The sequence below is a fragment of the Amycolatopsis sp. NPDC052450 genome, from assembly GCF_044547565.1.
Classification (GTDB): domain Bacteria; phylum Actinomycetota; class Actinomycetes; order Mycobacteriales; family Pseudonocardiaceae; genus Amycolatopsis.
Window position 1 is genome coordinate 47,629 of the sequence record NZ_JBIUAQ010000005.1, and the last position, 19,049, is coordinate 66,677.

18 protein-coding genes are annotated in these 19,049 nt (G+C 69.4%); 6 read left to right on the forward strand and 12 right to left on the reverse strand.

Features of this window, described 5'->3' with window-relative positions:
• Window positions 1-394: 394 nt before the first annotated feature.
• From groL to ACIHAO_RS10930, 3 genes are all read right to left on the reverse strand, one after another.
• Window positions 395-2,008 (reverse strand): chaperonin GroEL, encoded by a 1,614-nt coding sequence (gene groL / locus ACIHAO_RS10920; RefSeq protein WP_396556742.1) that lies wholly within the window; start codon window positions 2,006-2,008, stop codon window positions 395-397.
• 100 nt (window positions 2,009-2,108) lie between these two features.
• Window positions 2,109-2,402, reverse strand: a complete 294-nt coding sequence (groES, locus tag ACIHAO_RS10925; RefSeq protein WP_007031106.1) for a co-chaperone GroES — start codon at window positions 2,400-2,402, stop codon at window positions 2,109-2,111.
• Window positions 2,403-2,608: 206 nt separating this feature from the next.
• Window positions 2,609-3,271, reverse strand: a complete 663-nt coding sequence (locus tag ACIHAO_RS10930) for an HAD family hydrolase (RefSeq protein ID WP_396556744.1) — start codon at window positions 3,269-3,271, stop codon at window positions 2,609-2,611.
• 140 nt (window positions 3,272-3,411) lie between these two features.
• On the opposite strand from ACIHAO_RS10930, the gene ACIHAO_RS10935 reads away from it, so the two are divergent.
• On the forward strand, window positions 3,412-5,307 hold the full coding sequence (locus ACIHAO_RS10935; protein WP_396556746.1) for an N-acetylmuramoyl-L-alanine amidase: 1,896 nt from the start codon (window positions 3,412-3,414) through the stop codon (window positions 5,305-5,307).
• A gap of 51 nt (window positions 5,308-5,358) precedes the next feature.
• On the opposite strand, the gene ACIHAO_RS10940 is transcribed toward ACIHAO_RS10935, so the two are convergent.
• Entirely contained in the window at window positions 5,359-6,747 is a 1,389-nt protein-coding gene (locus ACIHAO_RS10940; RefSeq protein ID WP_396556748.1) for a glycosyltransferase, read from the reverse strand.
• The gene (gene xrtP, locus ACIHAO_RS10945) at window positions 6,747-7,250 is read right to left on the reverse strand and encodes an exosortase P (protein ID WP_396557170.1); all 504 of its coding nucleotides are present in this window, start codon (window positions 7,248-7,250) and stop codon (window positions 6,747-6,749) included. Before xrtP ends, ACIHAO_RS10940 begins: the two co-directional genes overlap by 1 nt.
• Window positions 7,251-7,677: 427 nt before the next feature.
• Here xrtP and ACIHAO_RS10950 point away from each other — a divergent pair, with 427 nt between their 5' ends.
• The 3 genes from ACIHAO_RS10950 to wecB all read left to right on the forward strand — a co-directional run bounded on the left by ACIHAO_RS10950 (window position 7,678) and on the right by wecB (window position 9,912).
• The gene (locus ACIHAO_RS10950; RefSeq protein ID WP_396556750.1) at window positions 7,678-8,454 is read left to right on the forward strand and encodes a choice-of-anchor P family protein; all 777 of its coding nucleotides are present in this window, start codon (window positions 7,678-7,680) and stop codon (window positions 8,452-8,454) included.
• Window positions 8,455-8,475: 21 nt separating this feature from the next.
• Window positions 8,476-8,655 carry an LPXTG cell wall anchor domain-containing protein gene (locus tag ACIHAO_RS10955; protein ID WP_396556752.1) on the forward strand — a complete coding sequence of 60 codons (180 nt, stop codon included), beginning with the start codon at window positions 8,476-8,478 and terminating at the stop codon, window positions 8,653-8,655.
• Window positions 8,656-8,760: 105 nt separating this feature from the next.
• On the forward strand, window positions 8,761-9,912 hold the full coding sequence (wecB, locus tag ACIHAO_RS10960; protein ID WP_396557172.1) for a non-hydrolyzing UDP-N-acetylglucosamine 2-epimerase: 1,152 nt from the start codon (window positions 8,761-8,763) through the stop codon (window positions 9,910-9,912).
• Here the strand turns inward: wecB and tsaD are convergent.
• The 3 genes from tsaD to tsaB are packed head-to-tail and all read right to left on the reverse strand — an operon-like array spanning window position 9,909 to window position 12,084.
• Window positions 9,909-10,955: a tRNA (adenosine(37)-N6)-threonylcarbamoyltransferase complex transferase subunit TsaD gene (gene tsaD, locus ACIHAO_RS10965; protein WP_396556754.1), complete on the reverse strand. Its 1,047-nt coding sequence runs from the start codon at window positions 10,953-10,955 to the stop codon at window positions 9,909-9,911. The genes wecB and tsaD overlap by 4 nt on opposite strands.
• Window positions 10,955-11,434, reverse strand: coding sequence for a ribosomal protein S18-alanine N-acetyltransferase (gene rimI, locus ACIHAO_RS10970; protein WP_396556756.1), 480 nt, complete (start codon window positions 11,432-11,434; stop codon window positions 10,955-10,957). Before rimI ends, tsaD begins: the two co-directional genes overlap by 1 nt.
• Window positions 11,431-12,084, reverse strand: a complete 654-nt coding sequence (gene tsaB, locus ACIHAO_RS10975) for a tRNA (adenosine(37)-N6)-threonylcarbamoyltransferase complex dimerization subunit type 1 TsaB (protein ID WP_396556758.1) — start codon at window positions 12,082-12,084, stop codon at window positions 11,431-11,433. The genes rimI and tsaB overlap by 4 nt, the downstream gene beginning before the upstream one ends.
• 308 nt (window positions 12,085-12,392) lie before the next feature.
• Here tsaB and ACIHAO_RS10980 point away from each other — a divergent pair, with 308 nt between their 5' ends.
• The gene (locus tag ACIHAO_RS10980) at window positions 12,393-13,814 is read left to right on the forward strand and encodes an acyl-CoA synthetase (protein WP_396556760.1); all 1,422 of its coding nucleotides are present in this window, start codon (window positions 12,393-12,395) and stop codon (window positions 13,812-13,814) included.
• Window positions 13,811-15,142, forward strand: a complete 1,332-nt coding sequence (locus tag ACIHAO_RS10985) for a carboxyl transferase domain-containing protein (RefSeq protein ID WP_396556762.1) — start codon at window positions 13,811-13,813, stop codon at window positions 15,140-15,142. Before ACIHAO_RS10980 ends, ACIHAO_RS10985 begins: the two co-directional genes overlap by 4 nt.
• An 86-nt stretch (window positions 15,143-15,228) precedes the next feature.
• Here ACIHAO_RS10985 and tsaE read toward each other — a convergent pair whose 3' ends face one another.
• From tsaE to ACIHAO_RS11005, 4 genes are read right to left on the reverse strand one after another with little or no spacing between them, the layout of a single operon-like run.
• Entirely contained in the window at window positions 15,229-15,693 is a 465-nt protein-coding gene (gene tsaE, locus ACIHAO_RS10990; protein ID WP_396556764.1) for a tRNA (adenosine(37)-N6)-threonylcarbamoyltransferase complex ATPase subunit type 1 TsaE, read from the reverse strand.
• Window positions 15,693-16,790 carry an alpha/beta fold hydrolase gene (locus ACIHAO_RS10995; protein WP_396556766.1) on the reverse strand — a complete coding sequence of 366 codons (1,098 nt, stop codon included), beginning with the start codon at window positions 16,788-16,790 and terminating at the stop codon, window positions 15,693-15,695. Before ACIHAO_RS10995 ends, tsaE begins: the two co-directional genes overlap by 1 nt.
• Entirely contained in the window at window positions 16,787-17,926 is a 1,140-nt protein-coding gene (gene alr / locus ACIHAO_RS11000) for an alanine racemase (protein WP_396556768.1), read from the reverse strand. Before alr ends, ACIHAO_RS10995 begins: the two co-directional genes overlap by 4 nt.
• Before the next feature lie 28 nt (window positions 17,927-17,954).
• On the reverse strand, window positions 17,955-19,046 hold the full coding sequence (locus tag ACIHAO_RS11005) for an ABC transporter ATP-binding protein (RefSeq protein WP_125788856.1): 1,092 nt from the start codon (window positions 19,044-19,046) through the stop codon (window positions 17,955-17,957).
• Window positions 19,047-19,049 lie beyond the last annotated feature (3 nt).

The following is a 19,049-nucleotide window of genomic DNA, read 5'->3' on the forward strand; positions in this document are numbered from 1 at the left end:
CACCCCACCACAAACACCCCCATCACACCCCAAATTTCTTTTTCCCCAGGTGCTCCGCGGGCGGCGGGGCCGGGCGGCCGGGCGGGGGGGGGGGGGGGGCCCCCCCCCCCCGCGTCTCCGGGCACCGGAGCGCGTTTAGCCCGCGAAAGTCGCTCCGGCCGGGCCTGGGTGCCCACGTCGCCGGATCGCGTTTAGGGGGCTAAACGCGCTCTGCACGGCCGCCGCGTCTCCGGCCGGCGGATCGCGGTTAGCCCGCGAAAGTCGCTCCGGCCGGGCTCACGCTCCCGCGCCCTCGGATCGCGATTAGCCCCCTAAAGTCGCTCCGGCAAGGGGGCGGGGCAGCAAAACGGGGCGGCACTCCGGATGGAGTACCGCCCCGCTTCGAGGGGTGGAACTAGTGCGCGTGGCCGTGACCGGCCGCGGCGGGCTCCTCCTCGACCGGCTTCTCGACGATGGAGCTCTCCGTCGTGAGCACGAGCCGGGCGATGGAAGCGGCGTTCGCCACCGCGGACCGGGTCACCTTGACCGGGTCGACGATGCCGGCGGCCAGCAGGTCGGTGAGCTCACCGGTGGCGGCGTTGAAGCCGTGCCCCCAGCTCTGCTCCTGGACCTTGTTCACGATGACCGCACCCTCGTGGCCCGCGTTGGTCGCGATCCAGAACAGCGGGGCGGACAGCGCGTCGCGGACGATGCGCACACCGGTCGCTTCGTCGCCTTCGAGGCCGAGGCCGCCCTCGAGCTCCTTGACCGCGTGCACGAGCGCCGAGCCACCGCCGGGCAGGATGCCCTCTTCGACGGCCGCCTTGGTCGAAGCCACGGCGTCCTCGATGCGGTGCTTCCGCTCGTTCAGCTCGGTCTCGGTGGCCGCGCCGACCTTGATCACCGCGACACCGCCGCCGAGCTTCGCCAGCCGCTCCTGCAGCTTTTCGCGGTCCCAGTCGGAGTCGGTGTTCTCGATCTCCTTGCGGATCTGCGAAACGCGCCCGGCGATGTCGTCCTTGGTGCCGGCACCGTCGACGAGCGTGGTGTCGTCCTTGGTGACGACGATCCGGCGGGCGTTGCCCAGCTGGGCGAGCGTGGTCTCGGACAGCTTGTGCCCGATCTCGGCCGAGATGACCTCGCCACCGGTGACGACCGCGAGGTCGTCCAGGAACGCCTTGCGGCGGTCACCGAAGAACGGCGCCTTGACCGCGACGGCGGTGATCGTCTTGCGCAGCGAGTTCACCACGAGGGTCGACAGCGCTTCGCCGTCGACGTCCTCGGCGATGATCAGCAGCGGCTTCTTGGCCTCGACGACCTTCTCCAGCACCGGGAGCAGGTCGGCCAGCGCCGAGATCTTCTCGCGGACGATCAGGATGTAGGCGTCCTCGAGGATCGCCTTCTGCTCCTCCGGGTTGGTCGCGAAGTGCGCCGACAGGAAACCCTTGTCGAACTGCACACCCTCGGTGATCACGAGCTCGGTCGCCAGCGTGGACGACTCCTCGATCGTGATGACACCGTCTTCGCCGACCCGCTCGACGGCCTCGCCGAGCAGGGCGCCGATGGCCGCGTCACGCGAGGTGACGGTGCCGACCTGGGCGATGTTGTCGCGGCCCTTGACCGGGGTCGCCTTCTCCTTGAGCACCGCGATGACCTTCTCCGCGGCGGCCTCGATGCCGCGGCCGACCGCGGTCGGGTTGGCACCGGCGGCGACGTTGCGCAGGCCGACCTTCACCAGCGACTGCGCGAGCACGGTCGCGGTCGTGGTGCCGTCACCGGCGACGTCGTTGGTCTTGGTGGCGACGCTCTTGGCGAGCTGGGCGCCGAGGTTCTCGAACGGGTCGTCGAGCTCGATCTCGCGAGCGACGGTGACGCCGTCGAGGGTGATGGTCGGGCCACCGAACTTCTTGTCGAGTACGACGTGGCGACCGCGCGGGCCGAGGGTGACCTTGACCGCGTCGGCGAGCTTGTTCACCCCGCGCTCGAGCGCGCGACGAGCGTCCTCGTCGAAACTGATCTGCTTGGGCATGGCGTGTTCCGCTTACCTTCCAGTTCTAAAGCTCGGAAAACACGAACGCCCCGTTCCCCGGCAATGCGGGGCCCGGGGCGTCATGCGCTGAGAGCGGACGTCAGTTGATGACGGCCAGCACGTCGCGGGCGGAGAGGATCAAGTAGTCCTCGCCGTTGTACTTCACTTCGGTGCCGCCGTACTTGGAGTAGATGACGACGTCGCCGACGGAAACGTCGAGCGGGACACGGTTGCCCTTGTCGTCGATGCGGCCCGGGCCCACGGCCAGAACCTTGCCCTCCTGGGGCTTCTCCTTGGCGGTGTCGGGGATGACGAGGCCGGAAGCGGTCGTCTCCTCGGCCTCACTCGTCTGGACAACGATCTTGTCCTCGAGCGGCTTGATGTTCACGCTCACCGGGTTGACCTCCACGGTCGTCGAAAGCGTTGGCAGGATGAGTTACGGCTCCTACCACCCCCGCCGTCGCGGGTGCCGGGGCGTGTTCGGGCCGTGCAATTAGCACTCTAGCCATGTGAGTGCCAGCTTCGCAAGGAGGGTCCGCTCACCTTGTCCGCGAGCCCCTGACCGGCCCTTTTGTTCCGCCCGGTACCACCGGATCGCGATTAGGGGGCTAAACGCAAGTCGACCAGGTCCGTCACCAGGGCATCGGGGTCGAGAGCCGCGAGGGCCCTGCGCTTCGCCGGCGTCTTCGCGAGAGCGATCGAAGCGACTCCGGCGGCGCGAGCGGCCAGGATGTCCGCGGCCGAGTCACCGACCATGACGCACTGCCGAGGCGAAGTGCCGAGAGCCTTCACCGCGGCGTCGAGGAGCGTCGGCCGCGGCTTCAACTGCGCGGGGTCGCTCGTCGTCCGCGCGCTGATCCGGCGAACCTGCTCGGCGAGTTCGTGCAGCGAGAGGAAGGACCGGATCGCGTCGACGGAGTTGTTGCTGACGATCGTCACCGTGAACCCCTGCGCGACCCACTCGCGAAGGACCTCCGGGACGCCGGGCGCCGGCGAGATCAGCGCGACGGCCTCCCCTTCCAAGCGGTTGAGCTGCCGCTCGACGACGTGCGCGGTGTTCGGACCGCACGAGGCCGCGTATCGGAGCACGTCGAACGGATCGGCGGAGGCGTTCACGGCCGCGGGCAGATCGGGTCCGACGAGACGCTTGAGCCTGTCCGCCACCTCGCTCGACGGCAGCCTGGCGAACACGTCGCACACCGGACCGTCGAAATCGAGGAAGACGTGGTCCTTCTCCTGCAGAAGCTCCTTCACCCCAGCCATGCCCCCACCTTGCCACCGGAGCGCGTTTAGCCCCCTAATCGCGATCCGGAGGGACCTTACGGAGCAGGCCGCTTTCTGGTTAGGTTCCGACATTGGGGTCGGTCCTGTTCAGCAGACCTAGTCACTGGGGGTTTACGCCCATGCCGCGTCCCTTCCGTCCTGTCGCTCTCGAACCGCTCCGGCGCCGGTCCAAACGGACCGCCGGACTCGCGGTCCTCGCCCTCGCCGCCGGCCTTCTCGCCGCCGTCCCCGCCGAAGCCACCCCTGCGGACCAGCAGCGTCAGCGGGACTTCGCGGCCGCCGCGCAGGAGTTCGGCGTTCCCGAGAACGTCCTTCTCGGCGTCTCGTTCCTGGAGTCGCGCTGGGATTTCAACGCCGGCACTCCGAGCACGTCCGCCGGTTACGGCCCGATGCACCTGACCGACCTGCGTGAGGCGGGCACGGGCACGCATCACGACGAAGGCGAGGAGGATCCGCGCGGAGACGACGCCCGCCGCGCGAAGCTCCCGGTGACGCCTGCGCCGAAGCCTCCCCCACCCGGCCTCCAGACCATCGACGAAGCGGCCGCGCTGATCCGACAAGACGTCGCGACGCTGCGCACGAACACCACCCAGAACATCCGCGGTGGCGCCGCGCTGCTGGCGAAGTACCAGCGCGAGACCGGCGACTGGAAGGCCGCCGTCGCGCGCTACAGCGGCGCGAAGGACGCGGCGGGAGCGCAATCCTTCGCCGACGAAGTCTTCGACACCATCTCCAAGGGCGTCAGCCGGACGACCGACGACGGTCAGAACGTCACCCTCGCCGCGACACCTACGAGCCCCGTGCGCACCCAGGCCGACAACCCGAAGACGGAGTGCCCGAAGACGGTCTCCTGCCTTTCGGTGCCGGCGCCGTACCAGGAGTTGCCGGACAACGACTACGGCAACCACGACAAGGCGGACCGGCCGAAGAGCCAGAAGGTCGAATACATCATCATCCACGACACCGAGGGCTATTGGGACACGGCGATGGACCTTGTCACCGACCCGACGTATGTGAGCTGGCACTACACGATCCGCTCGTCCGACGGCCAGATCGCGCAGCACGTGCCGACCAAGGACGTCGGCTGGCACGCCGGCAACTGGTACGTGAACGCGAAGTCCGTCGGCATCGAGCACGAGGGCTTCGCCGCGAAGGGCACTTGGTACACGGAGGCGATGTACCGCACCTCCGCGAAGCTCGTCGGCTACCTCGCGCGGAAGTACGACATCCCGCTCGACCGCGCGCACATCCTCGGCCACGACAACGTCCCGGGCACGATCCCCTCGACCATCAAAGGCATGCACTGGGATCCGGGCCCGTACTGGGACTGGGCGCACTACTTCGACCTGATGGGCGCGCCGCTGTCCGGCTTCGGCCGTCCCGGTTCGCCGCTGGTGACCATCACGCCGGACTTCGCCACGAACAAGCCCGCGTTCACCGGCTGCGAGACCGCCGGGAAGCCTTGCCCGGCAAGGGGTTCCGGTTCGGTCGTGCTGCGCAGCGAGCCGACCGACTCGGCGCCGCTGCTCAAGGACATCGGCCTGCGCCCGGACGGTTCGGCGAGCACGATGGCCGTGTCCGACATCGGCAGCCGGGCGGAGACCGGCCAGCGGTACGTGGTTGCGGAGCGGCGTGACGGCTGGACGGCGATCTGGTACCTCGGCCAGAAGGGCTGGTTCCGCGACCAGCGCACGACGAGCCCGGCGTTCGGCCTGGTCGTCACGCCGAAGCCCGGACTGGCGACCGTGCCGGTCTTCGGCCGCGCGTATCCCGAAGCCGAGGCTTATCCGGCGAACGTGCCGGTACAGCAGGTCGTCCCGCTGCCGTACACGTTCTCGGCCGGGCAGCGGTACTCGCTCGGGAACATGCTCGGCTCCGAGTACTACTCGGCGACGACGTTCGACCCGGCGAACCACGTGGTCGTCAAGGGTAAGACCAGGTACATCCAGATCCAGTTCGGGCACCGGATCGCCTTCGTGAAGGCGGACGACGTCCGGATCGTCCCCGCCGCCTGACCCTCGCGCGGATCGCGTTCAGCCCCCTAAACGCGATCCGCGCGGAGCGGGTCAGGAGTCCAGCGCGACCTTCACCCCGGGGGCGTGCTCGGTGTTCCGCCGCGTCTTCGACCAGCCATTGCGGCCGCGCACCAGCCGGAACAGCGCCCGCCACGACGTGATGTAGAACGTGTAGATGTACAGCGCGTAGGCGAAGCCCAGCCCGAGCCCGCGCAGGAGATTGCGGCTCTTCAGGCATTTGAACTGATAGATCGGGCCCCACACGATGAACGGCAGCAGCCCGAACGAGCCGTAGATGGCGAACAGGATCCACGCGCCGTCGTCGGCGAACCAGGTCCACATCTGCGCCGGATCCCCCGCCGTGGTGAACAGCAGCAGGATGAACGGGATCGGGTACAGCAGCGAGCCGAGCAGCTGCATCCACGGCTGCGCGAGGTAGTACATCATCTCCGCCGCGCCCAGTGTGCTCACATGCGGCGAATCCCAGATCCGCCGGAGATACCGCGAGCACTGCATCGTGCCCTGGCCCCAGCGGGTGCGCTGCACCAGGAATCGCCGCAGGCTGTACAAGCCTTCCTGCTTCACATGGGAGTCCGGCGTGTACCCGGTCCGCCAGCCCGCGGTCAGCAGGTGCACGCCGAGTTCGAAGTCCTCCAGCAGCGAACCGCGCCACGGCTGCCCGTCCTCGCCCGCGATCGAGTCCAATGCGGACAGTCGCGTGAACTGGCCGTTGCCGCCCATGGAGATCGTGCCGGTGAACCCGCGCGAGGTCTGGATCGCCGCGATGGCCGTACGGAACTCGAGATCCTGCATCTGGGCGAGCTTCAGCCCGAAGGCGCGCGAGAACCAGTTCCTCCCCGGCGGGCGGGTGCCGGCGTTGCCCATCCAGACGTCGAGTTGCACCGCGCCGATCGTCTCGTCGCCGAAGAGATGGTCCGCTGCGCACACTTCGAGGCAGTTCTCCGCCGGACGGCCGTCGGCGTCGACGACCACGACGACCACGTCGTCACGGCTCGCGTCCGGGCCCATCCAGTCGTTGAGCGCCTGGTAGGCGGCGTTGAGCGCGTCACCCTTGCCCGTCCTCGCCTCCGGGCGGCGCCGGGGAACGAGGTGCAGGTACGGGTCGTAGCCGCCGTTGCGCCGCCAGATCGACTTGACCACGCGGGCCGTGCGGTCCTCGGAGTCGTCGTCGACGACCCAGACGTGCGCGTGCCGGAACGTCGAACGCAGGTACCGCACCGTTTCGCGGATGACGGTCTGTTCGTCCCGGCACGGGACGAAGAAGTGCCAGGTGAAGTCGGCGGCGTCACCGACGGGCGCGGGTTTGCGCCGCAGGTACGGCACGACGATCACGACCACGTACACGATGAACGCGACGCTCATGGTGAGCGCGAAAGCCTGCGTGATCGCGAGCAGGATCTTGATCGAGCCGCCGCCCATCAGACGGCCCCGCGCTCGGCCCGCGGCTTGCGCGTGCTCAGCCAGACGAACAGCACGAGGGCGACCGCGCCGCCGATGACGCTGACCATCGAGCCGAGCAGAGTATGACCCCAGTAATAGCCTTCGTCGATTCCCATCATGTTCACGAGTCCCACGATGGCCAAAACCCTCATCTGATTGACAAGAATGACGACGATCGCGGAAATCGCCAACGAGGAGAACAGTCTCTTCGCATTTTTCGGACGGAAATACAACATGACGGCGGTCACCAGCAGCAGAGGTAGCAACATGAATGCCGAAGAGCATTCCGGCGTCATTCTTAACCCGAGTGGAGTATCGCCGGACAACCCAAAGTAGACAGTCTCGCGTTCACCGGCGACGAAGACACCCGATGTGGTGATAACCCTCAGTATCAGCCCGGAAAGCTGCACTTCGAACACCCGGTACAGGCGTTCGGCCAGCACCAGGCCGACCGCGACGGCGATCACCGCCAGCACCGCCATACGCAGCGGAAACCGGCTGGAACTCGGCAAAGGAGCGCTCGCAACGGCCACGGTGACCCTCTCAGGAAAGGCGCAGCAGACGACGGATTCGGCGAAGCGGACAGGGACCTCGCCGACGAGAGTAAGTCAGCGAGAACCGGCCCTTTCGACCGGGGTTCACGTTTCGAACGTGATCATGAGCCCTTTCGGCACGATCGTGGAGAAACTGGCTAGGCCGAAAGAGTGACACCTTCGGCGACCTGCGGAAAATTGTTCACAAGATCACCCGATCCGGTGATCCTCGCAGTTTTTCGTTCAATTTGAGAAACACTCGGCGATAGACGATCCGCGAGCCGAGTCAGGCCAGTTGAGGATTCGTCCGCGACGGTTGTGCCCGAGTGCCGACCGCAGATGAGAGAAACCCCCACGAATCAATTCGGAGGACCAGTTGAAGAACACGCACCTCTTGCGACGAGGCGGATTGCTCGCCGCTGTGGTGGCGAGCGTGGCTCTCGCCGGTGCGGCGCCCGCCTCGGCGGCCCCCGGTGACGGCTCCGCGTATGGCGTCAAGGTCGATGTGAAGCTCCTCGGCCTCGACGCGGTGAAGGCCGGGCCGCTCGCCGAGGCGAAGACCTCCGGACCGACCGCCAACAGCCTCGCGAAGGCCAACCTCACCGGTGTGCTCACCGCGGGGGCCATCAACACCGAAGCCAAACGCGACGACAACTCCGGTGCGGTGACGGCGAAGGCCAGCACCGCCGATGTCGGCCTGCCGCTGCTCAAGGGCGCTCTCGGCGACGTCGGCATCAAGGTCGTCGAAGCCACCTGCACCGCGACCCAGAAGGGTGTGCAGGGCGCGACGAACCTCGTCGGGGCGAACCTCGGCAGCGCGGGGGCGGTCGACTCGACGCCCGCGCCGAACACGCAGATCAAGGTCGGTCTCGGCACCGTCAACGTCGCGACGATCATCCTGAACGAGCAGATCAAGAACAGCGACGGCAGCCTCACGGTCAACGCCATCCACGTGAAGCTGCTCGGCGACGCCCTCACGCCGCTCGGTTCCGGCGACGTGATCGTCTCGTCGGCCACCTGCGGTCCGGCCGGCCTGCCCGTGCCGCTCGCTTCGGGCGCGGGGCTGTGGATCGGTCTCGGCCTGCTCGGTGCCGTCGCCGTCCCGGTCGGTATCCGCGTCGTTCGCAACCGGCGTCCGGCGACCACCGCCTGACCAGGGTGAAGTGAGGTCGAAATGTACAAGTTGCCTGGCGCCGGAGTCGGCGTCGCCGGTGGCGGGGTGGGTGCCCTCGCCGCCACCGGGGCCGATGTCGGCTGGTGGCTGGCCGTCGGGGTGATCCTGCTGGTTCTCGGAACCATCGCGGTCATCGCCGGCTACCGCCGCACGAAACGGCTCGGCGAAACGGGGAGCTGACGCTTCCCCGGACGGACCGGCCGCCGGCGTGTGCCCCTCGTGCGCCGGCGGCCGCCACCCGCGTTCTGCGGGACAATCGAAATCGTGGATGAGGAGCGCGAACGCGTGGATGTGATGTTGCTGGCCGGGACGCGCCCGGAGGCGGTCAAGCTCGCGCCGCTGGCACTGGCTCTGGCGGAGCACCCGCGGCTACGGCCCTTCGTCGTCCACAGTGGACAGCATCAGGGCATGGTCGAACAGGCGCTGATCCCGTTCGGCCTGCCGGTCGACGCCTGGCTCGACATCCCGCCGCGAACCACCGGAACCCAGGCGGAACTCGTCTCCGGGGTGCTTCCCGCGCTCGACGAGCTGCTGCGCCGGGTCGCGCCCGCGGCGGTGGTCGTCCAGGGTGACACGACGACGGGACTGGCGGGCGCGCTCGCCGCGTTCTGGCTGGGAATCCCGGTCGTGCACCTCGAAGCGGGGCTGCGCACGCACGACCTCGCCGCGCCGTTCCCCGAAGAGGGGACGCGGCAGATGATCTCGCGCATCGCCGCCCTGCACCTCGCGCCGACGCCCGGCGCCGCGGCCGCGCTGCGCACGGAAGGTGTTCCGCGCCAACGGATCGCCGTCACCGGCAACACCGTCGTCGACGCCGTGATCGCGATCGCCGAACGTGATCTCCCGGCGAGGGACACCGCGCTCGCGTTGCTGGAGATGGAGATCGCCGAGGCGAACGAACGGCTCGTCCTCGTGACGTCACACCGGCGCGAGTCCTGGGGCGAACCGTTGAGCCGCACGCTCGCGGCCATCGAACTGATCGTCGCGGAGCACAGCGACGTCCAGGTGTTGTTCCCCGTGCACCCCAATCCGGACGTGCGGGAGCAGGTCGTGACCGCGCTCGGCGGGACACCGCGGGTGACGATCACCGAGCCGCTCGAATATCCCGATCTCGTGCGCGCGCTGCGGCTCGCCGAGCTCGTCCTGACCGATTCCGGTGGTATCCAAGAGGAAGCGCCGACCTTCGGCACGCCCGTCCTCGTGCTCCGAGATGTCACCGAAAGACGCGAAGCCATCGAGGCGGGCTGCGCCTGGCTGGTCGGGACGGACACCGGCCTCATCGCCGACACCGCGGCGAAGATCCTGCACGGCGATCTCCACCCGACGCATGCCGGAAACCCTTACGGGGACGGCAATGCCGCCGCGTTGTCGGTGGCAGCGCTGGAGGAGCTGCTCAACCTCGCCCCGGCGCCGCGCACCGCCGCCGAATCGCGCTAAATCGAAACGATCTGCACCGGCAGCGCCGGATTGGCGGAGAAATCGAGCGACGCCCGCGGACGTCCGGCCGCGACCACGTGCGCACCGAGCGCGGCGATCATCGCGCCGTTGTCCGTGCACAGCCGCGGCTGCGGAACGCGCAGGGTGATCCCGGCCTCGGCGCAGCGCTCGGCGGCGAGTTCGGACAGCCGTGAATTCGCCGCCACACCACCGGAAATCACCAGCGTGTCCACTCCGTGTTCCTTGGCCGCGCGGATCGCCTTCATGGTCAGAACGTCGGCGACGGCTTCCTGGAACGACGCGGCGACGTCGTCGACGGGAATCTCCTCGCCTCGGCGCTCGGCGCCTTCGACCCAGCGCGCGACCGCGGTTTTCAAGCCTGAGAAGGAGAAATCGAACTTGGCGTCACGCGGACCCGTCATCCCGCGGGGGAACGCGATGGCCGCGCCGTCGCCGTTCTTGGCGGCCTTGTCGATGGGCGGGCCGCCGGGATACGGCAGGCCGAGGACGCGGGCGACCTTGTCGTAGGCCTCGCCGGCGGCGTCGTCCACAGTGGACCCAAGTTCGGTGATCTCGGACGCGATGTCGTCCACCAGAAGCAATTGCGTATGACCGCCCGAAACGAGCAGGGCGAGACAGCGGTCGGGCAGCGGCCCGTGCTGGAGCGTGTCGACGGCGATGTGCCCCGCCAGATGGTTGACGCCGTAGAGCGGGATGTCGAGCGCGGCGGCATACGCCTTGGCCGCGGCGACGCCGACCAGGAGCGCACCGGCGAGACCGGGTCCGGCGGTGACCGCGATGGCGTCCACATCGGACAGTTTCAGCCCTGCCTTGTCGAACGCGCGCTCCACCGTCGGGACCATCGCCTCCAGGTGCGCGCGGCTGGCGACCTCGGGCACGACGCCACCGAAACGGGCGTGCTGCTCGACACTGGAGGCGACCTCGTCGGCGAGGAGTTCGACCGTGTCGTCGTCGTGCAGGCGGACGAGGCCGACGCCGGTCTCGTCGCACGAACTCTCGATGCCCATGATGATGCGCGGCATCAGCCCGCCACCTCGTCTCGGACCTGGGCCCGCGGGCGGGCCATCGTGTAGGCGTCGGCGCCGGAAGGCTGGTAGTAGCGCTTCCGTAGGCCGATACGTTCGAAACCGTGCCGCTCGTAGAGCGTGATCGCCGCTTCGTTGTCGGTGCGGACCTCGAGGAACACCGGCGCGGCGAGCTCGTCCGCGCGGTCGAGGAGCGCCTTCAGCAGCGTGGTGCCGATACCTTTGCGCTGGTGACCGGGGTCGACGCCGATCGTGTGAATACTCGTCTCGTAGTCGCCACGGCGGCCGACGACGGCGAGCCCGGCGTAACCGATGACCTCGTCACTTTCATCCGGACGGGCGACGAGATAGTGGCCGCCCGCGTCCAGTTCGGCGTGGAAAGCGTAGGCGGTCCACGGCGAATCGCCGGGGAAGAGGATCTTCTCTATCTCGACACAGCGGGAGATATCCTTGCGACGTAAGGGTTCCAGCCTCACGGCGTGGTCACCTTCTTGCGCGCGGCCGGTTCGACGGCGTCCGGGCGGCGGAGGTAGAGCGGGGTCAGCGGGGCAGGCTCGTGGGTGAAGTCGGCCGCCTTGACCAGTCCGATGGGTGACGGGAAGCGCGGCTCGATCGGCTGGACGCCGAGAGCTTCCGCGTACAGGAGGGCCCCGTCGCCCGCCGCGACCTTGATGGTGGTGTCGAGTTCGGCCGGGCGCTGAACGTGTGGCCCGTCGATGCGGGAACCGTCAGCCGCGTACGCGGCCCAGTAGACCTCGCGGCGCCTCGCGTCGGTCAGGACGAGGAAGGGCGCTTCGCCAGGAGCGACGTCGGCGGCGATCGCGTCGAGACTGCAAACCGGGTGGGCGGGAATGCCGAGGGCGTGGGCGAGCGACGCGGTGGTGGCCATTCCGGCGCGAAGGCCGGTGAAGGGGCCGGGGCCGACGCCGCAGACGATGGCGTCGAGGTCGCGAAGCGTGACGCCCGCGGCCTTGACGGCTTCGAGGGCGTGAGGCGTGATCAGCTCGCCGTGCGCGCGCGGGTCGACCGTGACGCGGTCGCCGCGTGACTCTAGGGCGTCGCCGTCCAGGGCGACGAGGCCCGCGGTGACCGCCGGGGTCGAGGTGTCGATGGCCAGTACCAGCACGGTTACCCAGCCTACGACCAGCGCCCCGGAGCGCGTTTAGCGGGCTAAAGGCGATCTGGCGCCGGGGCCGCTCCCCAGCCGCCGGATCGCGATTAGGGGGCTAAAGTCGCTCCGGCCATCGGCCCGGCGGATCGCGTTTAGCCCGCGAAAGTCGCTCCCGTGCTCCGACCGCCGGAGCGCGGTTAGCCCGCGAAAGTCGACCCGGCGGCACGGTGTGAAGCAGGTCGCAGGGGTGCGGGTGGGCAGCGCGGTACGGTCCTGCGAGGGCCGCGTGCCCCGGCCGGCGAAGTCGAGCAGGAGGTCACACGGTGCCCGATCGGTTGTTCCCCACGCTGGCGAGCGGCTCCGGCAAGGAGGCGCTCCGCTTCGGCGACACCTCGCTGACGTACGCCGATCTCGCGGCCGTCGCCGGCACGCTCGCACGCGAACTGCCGAGCGGCCGCGTCGCCGTCTGGGCGACACCGACGGTGCACACCAGCATCGCCGTGGTCGCCGCACTGCTCGCCGGCGTCCCCGCCATCCCGCTCAACCCGAAGATCGGCGAGCGCGAACTCGCGCACATCCTCGCCGACAGCGAGCCCGTCCTCGTACTCGCCGAACCGGGCGCCGACCTGCCCGCCGGCCTCGACGGTCTGCCGCGCCGCGACATCCCCCTCGAAGGCGCACCTGTCGATCTCCCCGCGGAACCGGCCGAAGAAGCCCCGGCGCTCATCGTCTACACCTCGGGCACCACCGGCCCGCCCAAGGGCGTCGTCCTCCCCCGCCGCGCGATTTCGACGACCCTCGACGCGCTCGAGGAGGCCTGGGCGTGGACCGCCGAAGACGTCCTGGTCCACGGTCTCCCGTTGTTCCACGTGCACGGCCTGATCCTCGGCATCCTCGGACCGCTGCGGCGCGGTGGCTCGGTCCGGCATCTCGGCCGGTTCTCCACCGAAGGCGTCGCACGCGAACTCGCCGCCGGGGCGACCATGATGTTCGGTGTCCCGACCATGTACCACCGCATCGCGGGCGAAGTCGGCGAAGACCCGTCGCTCGCCGAGGCGCTGAGCGGCGCCCGGCTGCTCGTCTCCGGATCGGCCGCGCTGCCCGTCCACGACCACCAGCGCATCACCGCGGCGACCGGACAGCGTGTGATCGAGCGCTACGGGATGACCGAGACCCTCATGAACACCAGCATCCGCGCCGACGGCGAGCACGTCCCCGGCACAGTCGGCGTCCCGCTGCGCGGCGTCGAGCTGCGGCTCGTCGACGAAGCGGGAACGCCAGTCGAGGAGATCGAGACCGTCGGCGAGATCCAGGTCCGCGGGCCGAACCTGTTCACCGAATACCTCAACCGCCCCGACGCGACCGAAGCCGCCTTCGACGACGGCTGGTTCCGCACCGGCGACGTGGCGACCCGTGACGCGGCCGGATACGTGAAGATCGTCGGCAGGAAGGCGACGGATCTGATCAAGAGCGGCGGCTACAAGATCGGCGCGGGCGAGATCGAGAACGCGCTCATGGAGCATCCCGGTGTCGCGGAGGTCGCGGTGACCGGCGAGCCCGACGACGACCTCGGCGAGCGCATCGTGGCCTGGGTGGTGCCGGACGGTGAGCGCCCGACCGAGTCGGAACTCGCCGACCACGTCTCGCGCCTGTTGTCGCCGCACAAACGACCTCGGGTCGTCCGCTATCTGGAAGCGTTACCGCGCAACGACATGGGCAAGGTCATGAAGCGGGCGCTCGGATGAGCAGGCCGTCGGCGCGGTCCGTCGTCAAGGACATCGCGACCGGTTTCGAGGATCTGGACGTTCCTCGGTCCGATGAGCCGGACGACGGGCCGATCGGCTGGCCGGGGTACCGCTCGGCACGCGAGGCCGCCGAGGAGCGGACCGGCGAGGACGAGTCCGTGCTCTGCGGGACCGCCGAGATCGGTGACGTCAAGGCGGTCGTGATCGCCTTCGAGTTCGGCTTCCTGGGTGGGTCGATCGGTCAGCGGACCGGTGATCGCGTCGAGGCGGCGTTCGCGCGGGCCGTGGAGTCGCGGTTGCCGGTGGTGTCGCTGATCGCGACCGGCGGAAGCCGCATGCAGCAAGGCATGCGCGCGCTCACGCAGTTGCAGCGCATCGCGCGGGCGGCGGCGGGCGCCCGCGCGGTACCGCAGATCTCGGTGCTGCGTGATCCGACCACCGGCGGTGGCTGGGCGACACTCGGCGCGAGCGCCGACGTCGTTCTCGCGCTGCCTGAGGCCCAGGTCGGTTTCGCGGGCTCTCGAGTGCGGCCTGCCGGCGCCTCCGCTGAGGCGTACACGGCCGAAGCGAAGCTCGCGTGGGGCCAGGTCGACCGGATCGTGGCCCCCGCAGACCTTCCAGCGGTGCTTGAACGGTGGCTGCGCTTGCTGACATCGCCGACGACGGAAGCCGTCGAGCCTCCCCGCGCACTCGGGACGACGGACTTGCCCGACAGCGGCTGGTCCGCGGTCCAGGCGGCGCGCTCCGCTGACCGACCGAGGGCCGCGGAGTACCTCGACGCGTACTTCGACTGGCGTGAGGACGTCTCGGGCGACAGGTGCGGCGGAGCCGACTCCGGCGTCCTGTGCGGCTTCGGCTGGCGAGACGGCCGCGCGATCGCGTACGCGGCGCAGTGCGGGACGCCGACGCTGCCCGCGGGCTTCCGGACTGCGGCGCGTCTGGTGCGGCTCGCGTCGCGACTCGGGATCCCGGTCCTCACGCTCGTCGACACCCCGGGCGCGGCGAACGACGAGGCTGCCGAACAGGCCGGGGCAGGCGCGGCGATCGCGGAGTTGTTCGAGGCGGTCGCGAGCGCGGCCGTGCCGATCACGACGCTGGTCATCGGGGAAGGCGGCTCCGGTGGCGCACTCGCGTTCGCGGCGCCGGGGTCAACCTGGGTGACGCCCGACGCGTACTTCTCGGTCACCTCGCCGGAGGCGGCCGCGGCGATCCTCAAGCTGCCCGCCGACGAAGTCCCCGCTCTCGCGGACCGCCTGCGATTACGCCCCCAGGACCTGGTCGACCTGGGAATCGCGCGCTCCATAGTGAGCCCGGCGGATCGCGTTTAGGGGGCTAAACGCAAGTCGCCCGCCACGGCCCAGATCGCGGTTAGCCCGCGAAAGTCGCTCCGGCGGTCCCGGAGCTCAGATCGCGGTTAGCCCGCTAAACGCAGGTCGGGCGTGCGGGACGTCCAGGTGCCGTGCGGCTCCAGGGTGACCATGCGGACGTCGTCCTCCCGGCGCTCCAGCCGCACGACGAGGTAGTCGTCCGAGAGGCGCTCGGCGGCCCCCTCGCCCCATTCGACGACCAGGGCGGACCGCTCCAGTTCGATATCGAGGTCCAGATCGTCCAGCTGCGAGAGATCCCCGCCGAGCCGGTACGCGTCGACGTGCACCAGCGCGACCCCCGCCTCGCCCGCCGGATGCACCCTGGCGAGCACGAACGTCGGAGAACTGACCCGCCCGCCGACGCCGAGACCGTCCGCGATCCCGCGGGTCAGCGTCGTCTTGCCCGCCCCGAGCGGCCCGGCGAGCAGCACCAGATCGCCCGCGCGCAGCGAACGTCCGAGCTCACGCCCGAAATCCATCGTCGACTCGGGAGTCGGGAAAGCGAAATTCATCAGCGTTGCCACCACCAGGTCCGCCGTTCGGAAGTCTCACCATCGGTGCCCGTGCACCGTTGCATCAGGTCGATCAGATGGCTGTTCACCAGTTCGGGTTGTTCCAGCTGCACCATGTGTCCCGCGCCGCGCACGCGCACCAGCTCCGCGTCCGGCAGTTCCGCCGCGATCCGCTCGGCGTGCGCGATGGGCGTGAACCGGTCGGAATCCCCGCCGACGACCAGCACGTGCGCGTGCTTCAACCCGGCGAGCGCGGCGTACCGGTTGTGGCTGCCGAGCGTGTCGACGAAGTTCACGAGTCCGCGCACCGGCGTCACTTCGAGCATTTCCAGCATGAAGTCGACAAGTCGCGGAGAAACGTCACGGCTGCCGAAAGCCAGCCTCCGCACGGCTTGCCGGGTCAGCTGCCCGCCTGCCGCGCGCACGAACTCGACGAGTCCCGGCTGCCAGCCGGCCAGCCCGCCGACGCCGCGCGTCAGCGGGTTGTACTTCGAGAGCAGTGATCTCGGCAGGCCCCGAGCGCCGACTTCGCCCGCCGCGGTCGCGATGAACGCGACACCGCAGACGCGGTCGTCGAACAGCTCTGGATGCTCCGCGGCGAGCTCCATGATCACCATGCCGCCCATCGAGTGCCCCATGAGCACGATGGGTCCCTCCGGCACCACCGAACGCAGGACCATGTCGAGGTCGCGCGCCAATTGTTCGATGGTGCTGGTTTCGGCGGTCGCGGCGCCGGATTGCCCGTGCCCGCGATGGTCGAAGTAGACCTGCCGCACCCGCGGCAGCTTCAGCGACGCGAGGTCTCGCCGCTGGAAGTGCCAGCAGCGCTTCGACAACGCGAAACCGTGCACGCCGACGACGGTCAGCTCCGGTTCTCCCCCATCGGCCTGATCGATCTCCTCGACCGCGAGCGGCGTGCCGTCCTCCGCCGCCACTGTCGAGGTCCGATCCGGTGCGAGGTCCCCCAACGGCTCGTCCACGAACGGATCCTCACTCTGCCGCCGCTGCTGTGCGGCGACGGCGATCGCCGCGGCGGTGCCGGTGGCCACCGCCCCGACTCCGCCGACTATGGCCAGCAGTCTTCGTGAAGGTGTCACGAGCCTGCCTCCAGATACGTCCGGTGGATGCGCGGGCGGTACATCGAAGTCACGATCTCGTAGTCGATCGTCCCCAGCTTGTCGGCCCATTCCCGGGCCGTCGGCTCGCCGGAAGCGCCTGCGCCGAAGAGGATCACTTCGCTGCCGACGGCCGGTTCGTCGTCTCCGCAATCGACGATCAGCTGGTCCATGCAGACGCGGCCGACGACCGGCCGTCGCTTCCCGGCGAGCAGGACGTCCATCCGTCCGGACAGTGACCGCGGTACGCCGTCGGCGTATCCGACGGGGACCAGCGCGAGGGTGGTGTCGCGTTCGGCCGTCCAGCTGTGGCCGTACGAGACCGATTCGCCGGCCGGGATCCTCTTCGTGAGCACGACGGACGATTTGAAGGTCATCGCCGGGCGCAGACCGTCGGCGGTGGGCACCGGGTTCAGCCCGTAGATCGCGATCCCGGGGCGCACGAGGTCAAAGTGCAGGTCGGGCCTGGTCAGCACGGCGGCGGAGTTCGCGATGTGCCTCATGGGGTCCAGGCCAGCGGCACGGGCGATGTCGTAGGCCTCGTCGAACCGCTTCGCCTGCGCGTCGATGGAGGGGTGGCCGGGCTCGTCGGCGCACGCGAGGTGCGACCAGATGGCGACGACCTCGATGAGCGGCTTCGCGGCCGCTGCGGCCTGGACCAACGCCGGCCATTCCGCAGGTGGGCAGCCGTTTCGGGACAACCCGGTGTCGATCTTGAGGTGCACCCGGCAGATCGCGGTTAGCCCGCTAAAGTCGCTCGCCCGGCGCGCGCCGTCGGCCACGCGGGCGAGCTCGTCGAGGGAGCTCACGGCGACGTCGATGTCTTCGGCGACCGCGGGTGCGAAGTCGGCTTCGGGGGTGTCGAGCCAGCTGAAGAGCCGGGCCCCGATCCCCGCCCGGCGCAGCGCGAGCGCCTCGCCGAGGGAGCAGGTGCCCAGCCAGGTGGCCCCGCCCTCGATGGCGGCACGGGCGACCTCGAGGGCTCCGTGCCCGTAGCCGTCGGCCTTGACGATGGCCATCGTCTGGGCGCCGGCGGCGCGGGATGCGAGCAGGGCGACGTTGTGCCGGATGGCGGACAGGTCGATGACGACCTCGGCACGCGGGAAACTGGCGGTCATAACGACCACCAGTTTCCCACGAACCGGCTCAGGACAGGCGCGCCCCGTCGGTGGCGGAGAACACGTGCAGCTCGTCCGGACGGATCCGCAGGTGCAGGGTGTCGCCCATGACCGGCGGCTTGCGCGGGTCGACGCGGGTGACGACGTTCGACTTCGAGCCCTCGGCGTCGGTCTCGGCGAGCTTGCCGTAGACATACGCGTCCGAGCCGAGTTCCTCGACGAGGTCGACCTTGATCGGCAGCGTGCCGTCTTCGCTGGTGGTCACCTCGAGCGATTCCGGGCGGAAGCCGAGGGTGACCGTGTCGCCGTCGGCCTTGGCCAGGATCTCGCGGGGCAGCGGCACCCGCGCGCCACCCAGCTCGGCACCGTCTTCGGTGAGCTTCGCGGTGACGAGGTTCATCGCGGGCGAGCCGATGAATCCGGCGACGAAAGCGTTCGCGGGCCGGTCGTACAGGGCGCGCGGGGTGTCGCACTGCTGCAGGAGACCGTCCGAGAGGACCGCGACCCGGTCGCCCATCGTCATGGCTTCGACCTGGTCGTGCGTGACGTAAACGGTGGTGACGCCGAGGCGGCGCTGCAGCGCGGCGATCTGCGTACGGGTGGAGACACGCAGCTTCGCGTCGAGGTTCGACAGCGGCTCGTCCATCAGGAAGACCTGCGGCTCACGGACGATGGCGCGGCCCATCGCGACACGCTGGCGCTGACCGCCGGAGAGCGCCTTCGGCTTACGGTCGAGGTAGTCCTCGATGTCGAGCAGCTTGGCCGCGTCGAGCACCTTCTGCTTGATCTCCGAAGCCGGGCGGCCCGCGATCTTCAGCGCGAAGCCCATGTTCTGGCCCACGGTCATGTGCGGGTACAGCGCGTAGTTCTGGAACACCATCGCGATGTCGCGGGCACGCGGCGGCAGCTGCGTGACGTCGCGGTCGCCGATCCACACGGCGCCTTCGTCGATGTCCTCGAGGCCGGCGAGCATCCGCAGGCTGGTGGACTTGCCACAGCCGGAGGGCCCGACCAGCACGAGGAACTCGCCGTCGGCGATCTCGAGGTCGAGTGCGTCCACGGCGGGCCGCTCGGAGCCCGCGTAGCGCCGGGTCGCCTTGTCGTAGGTGATCGTGGCCATCGG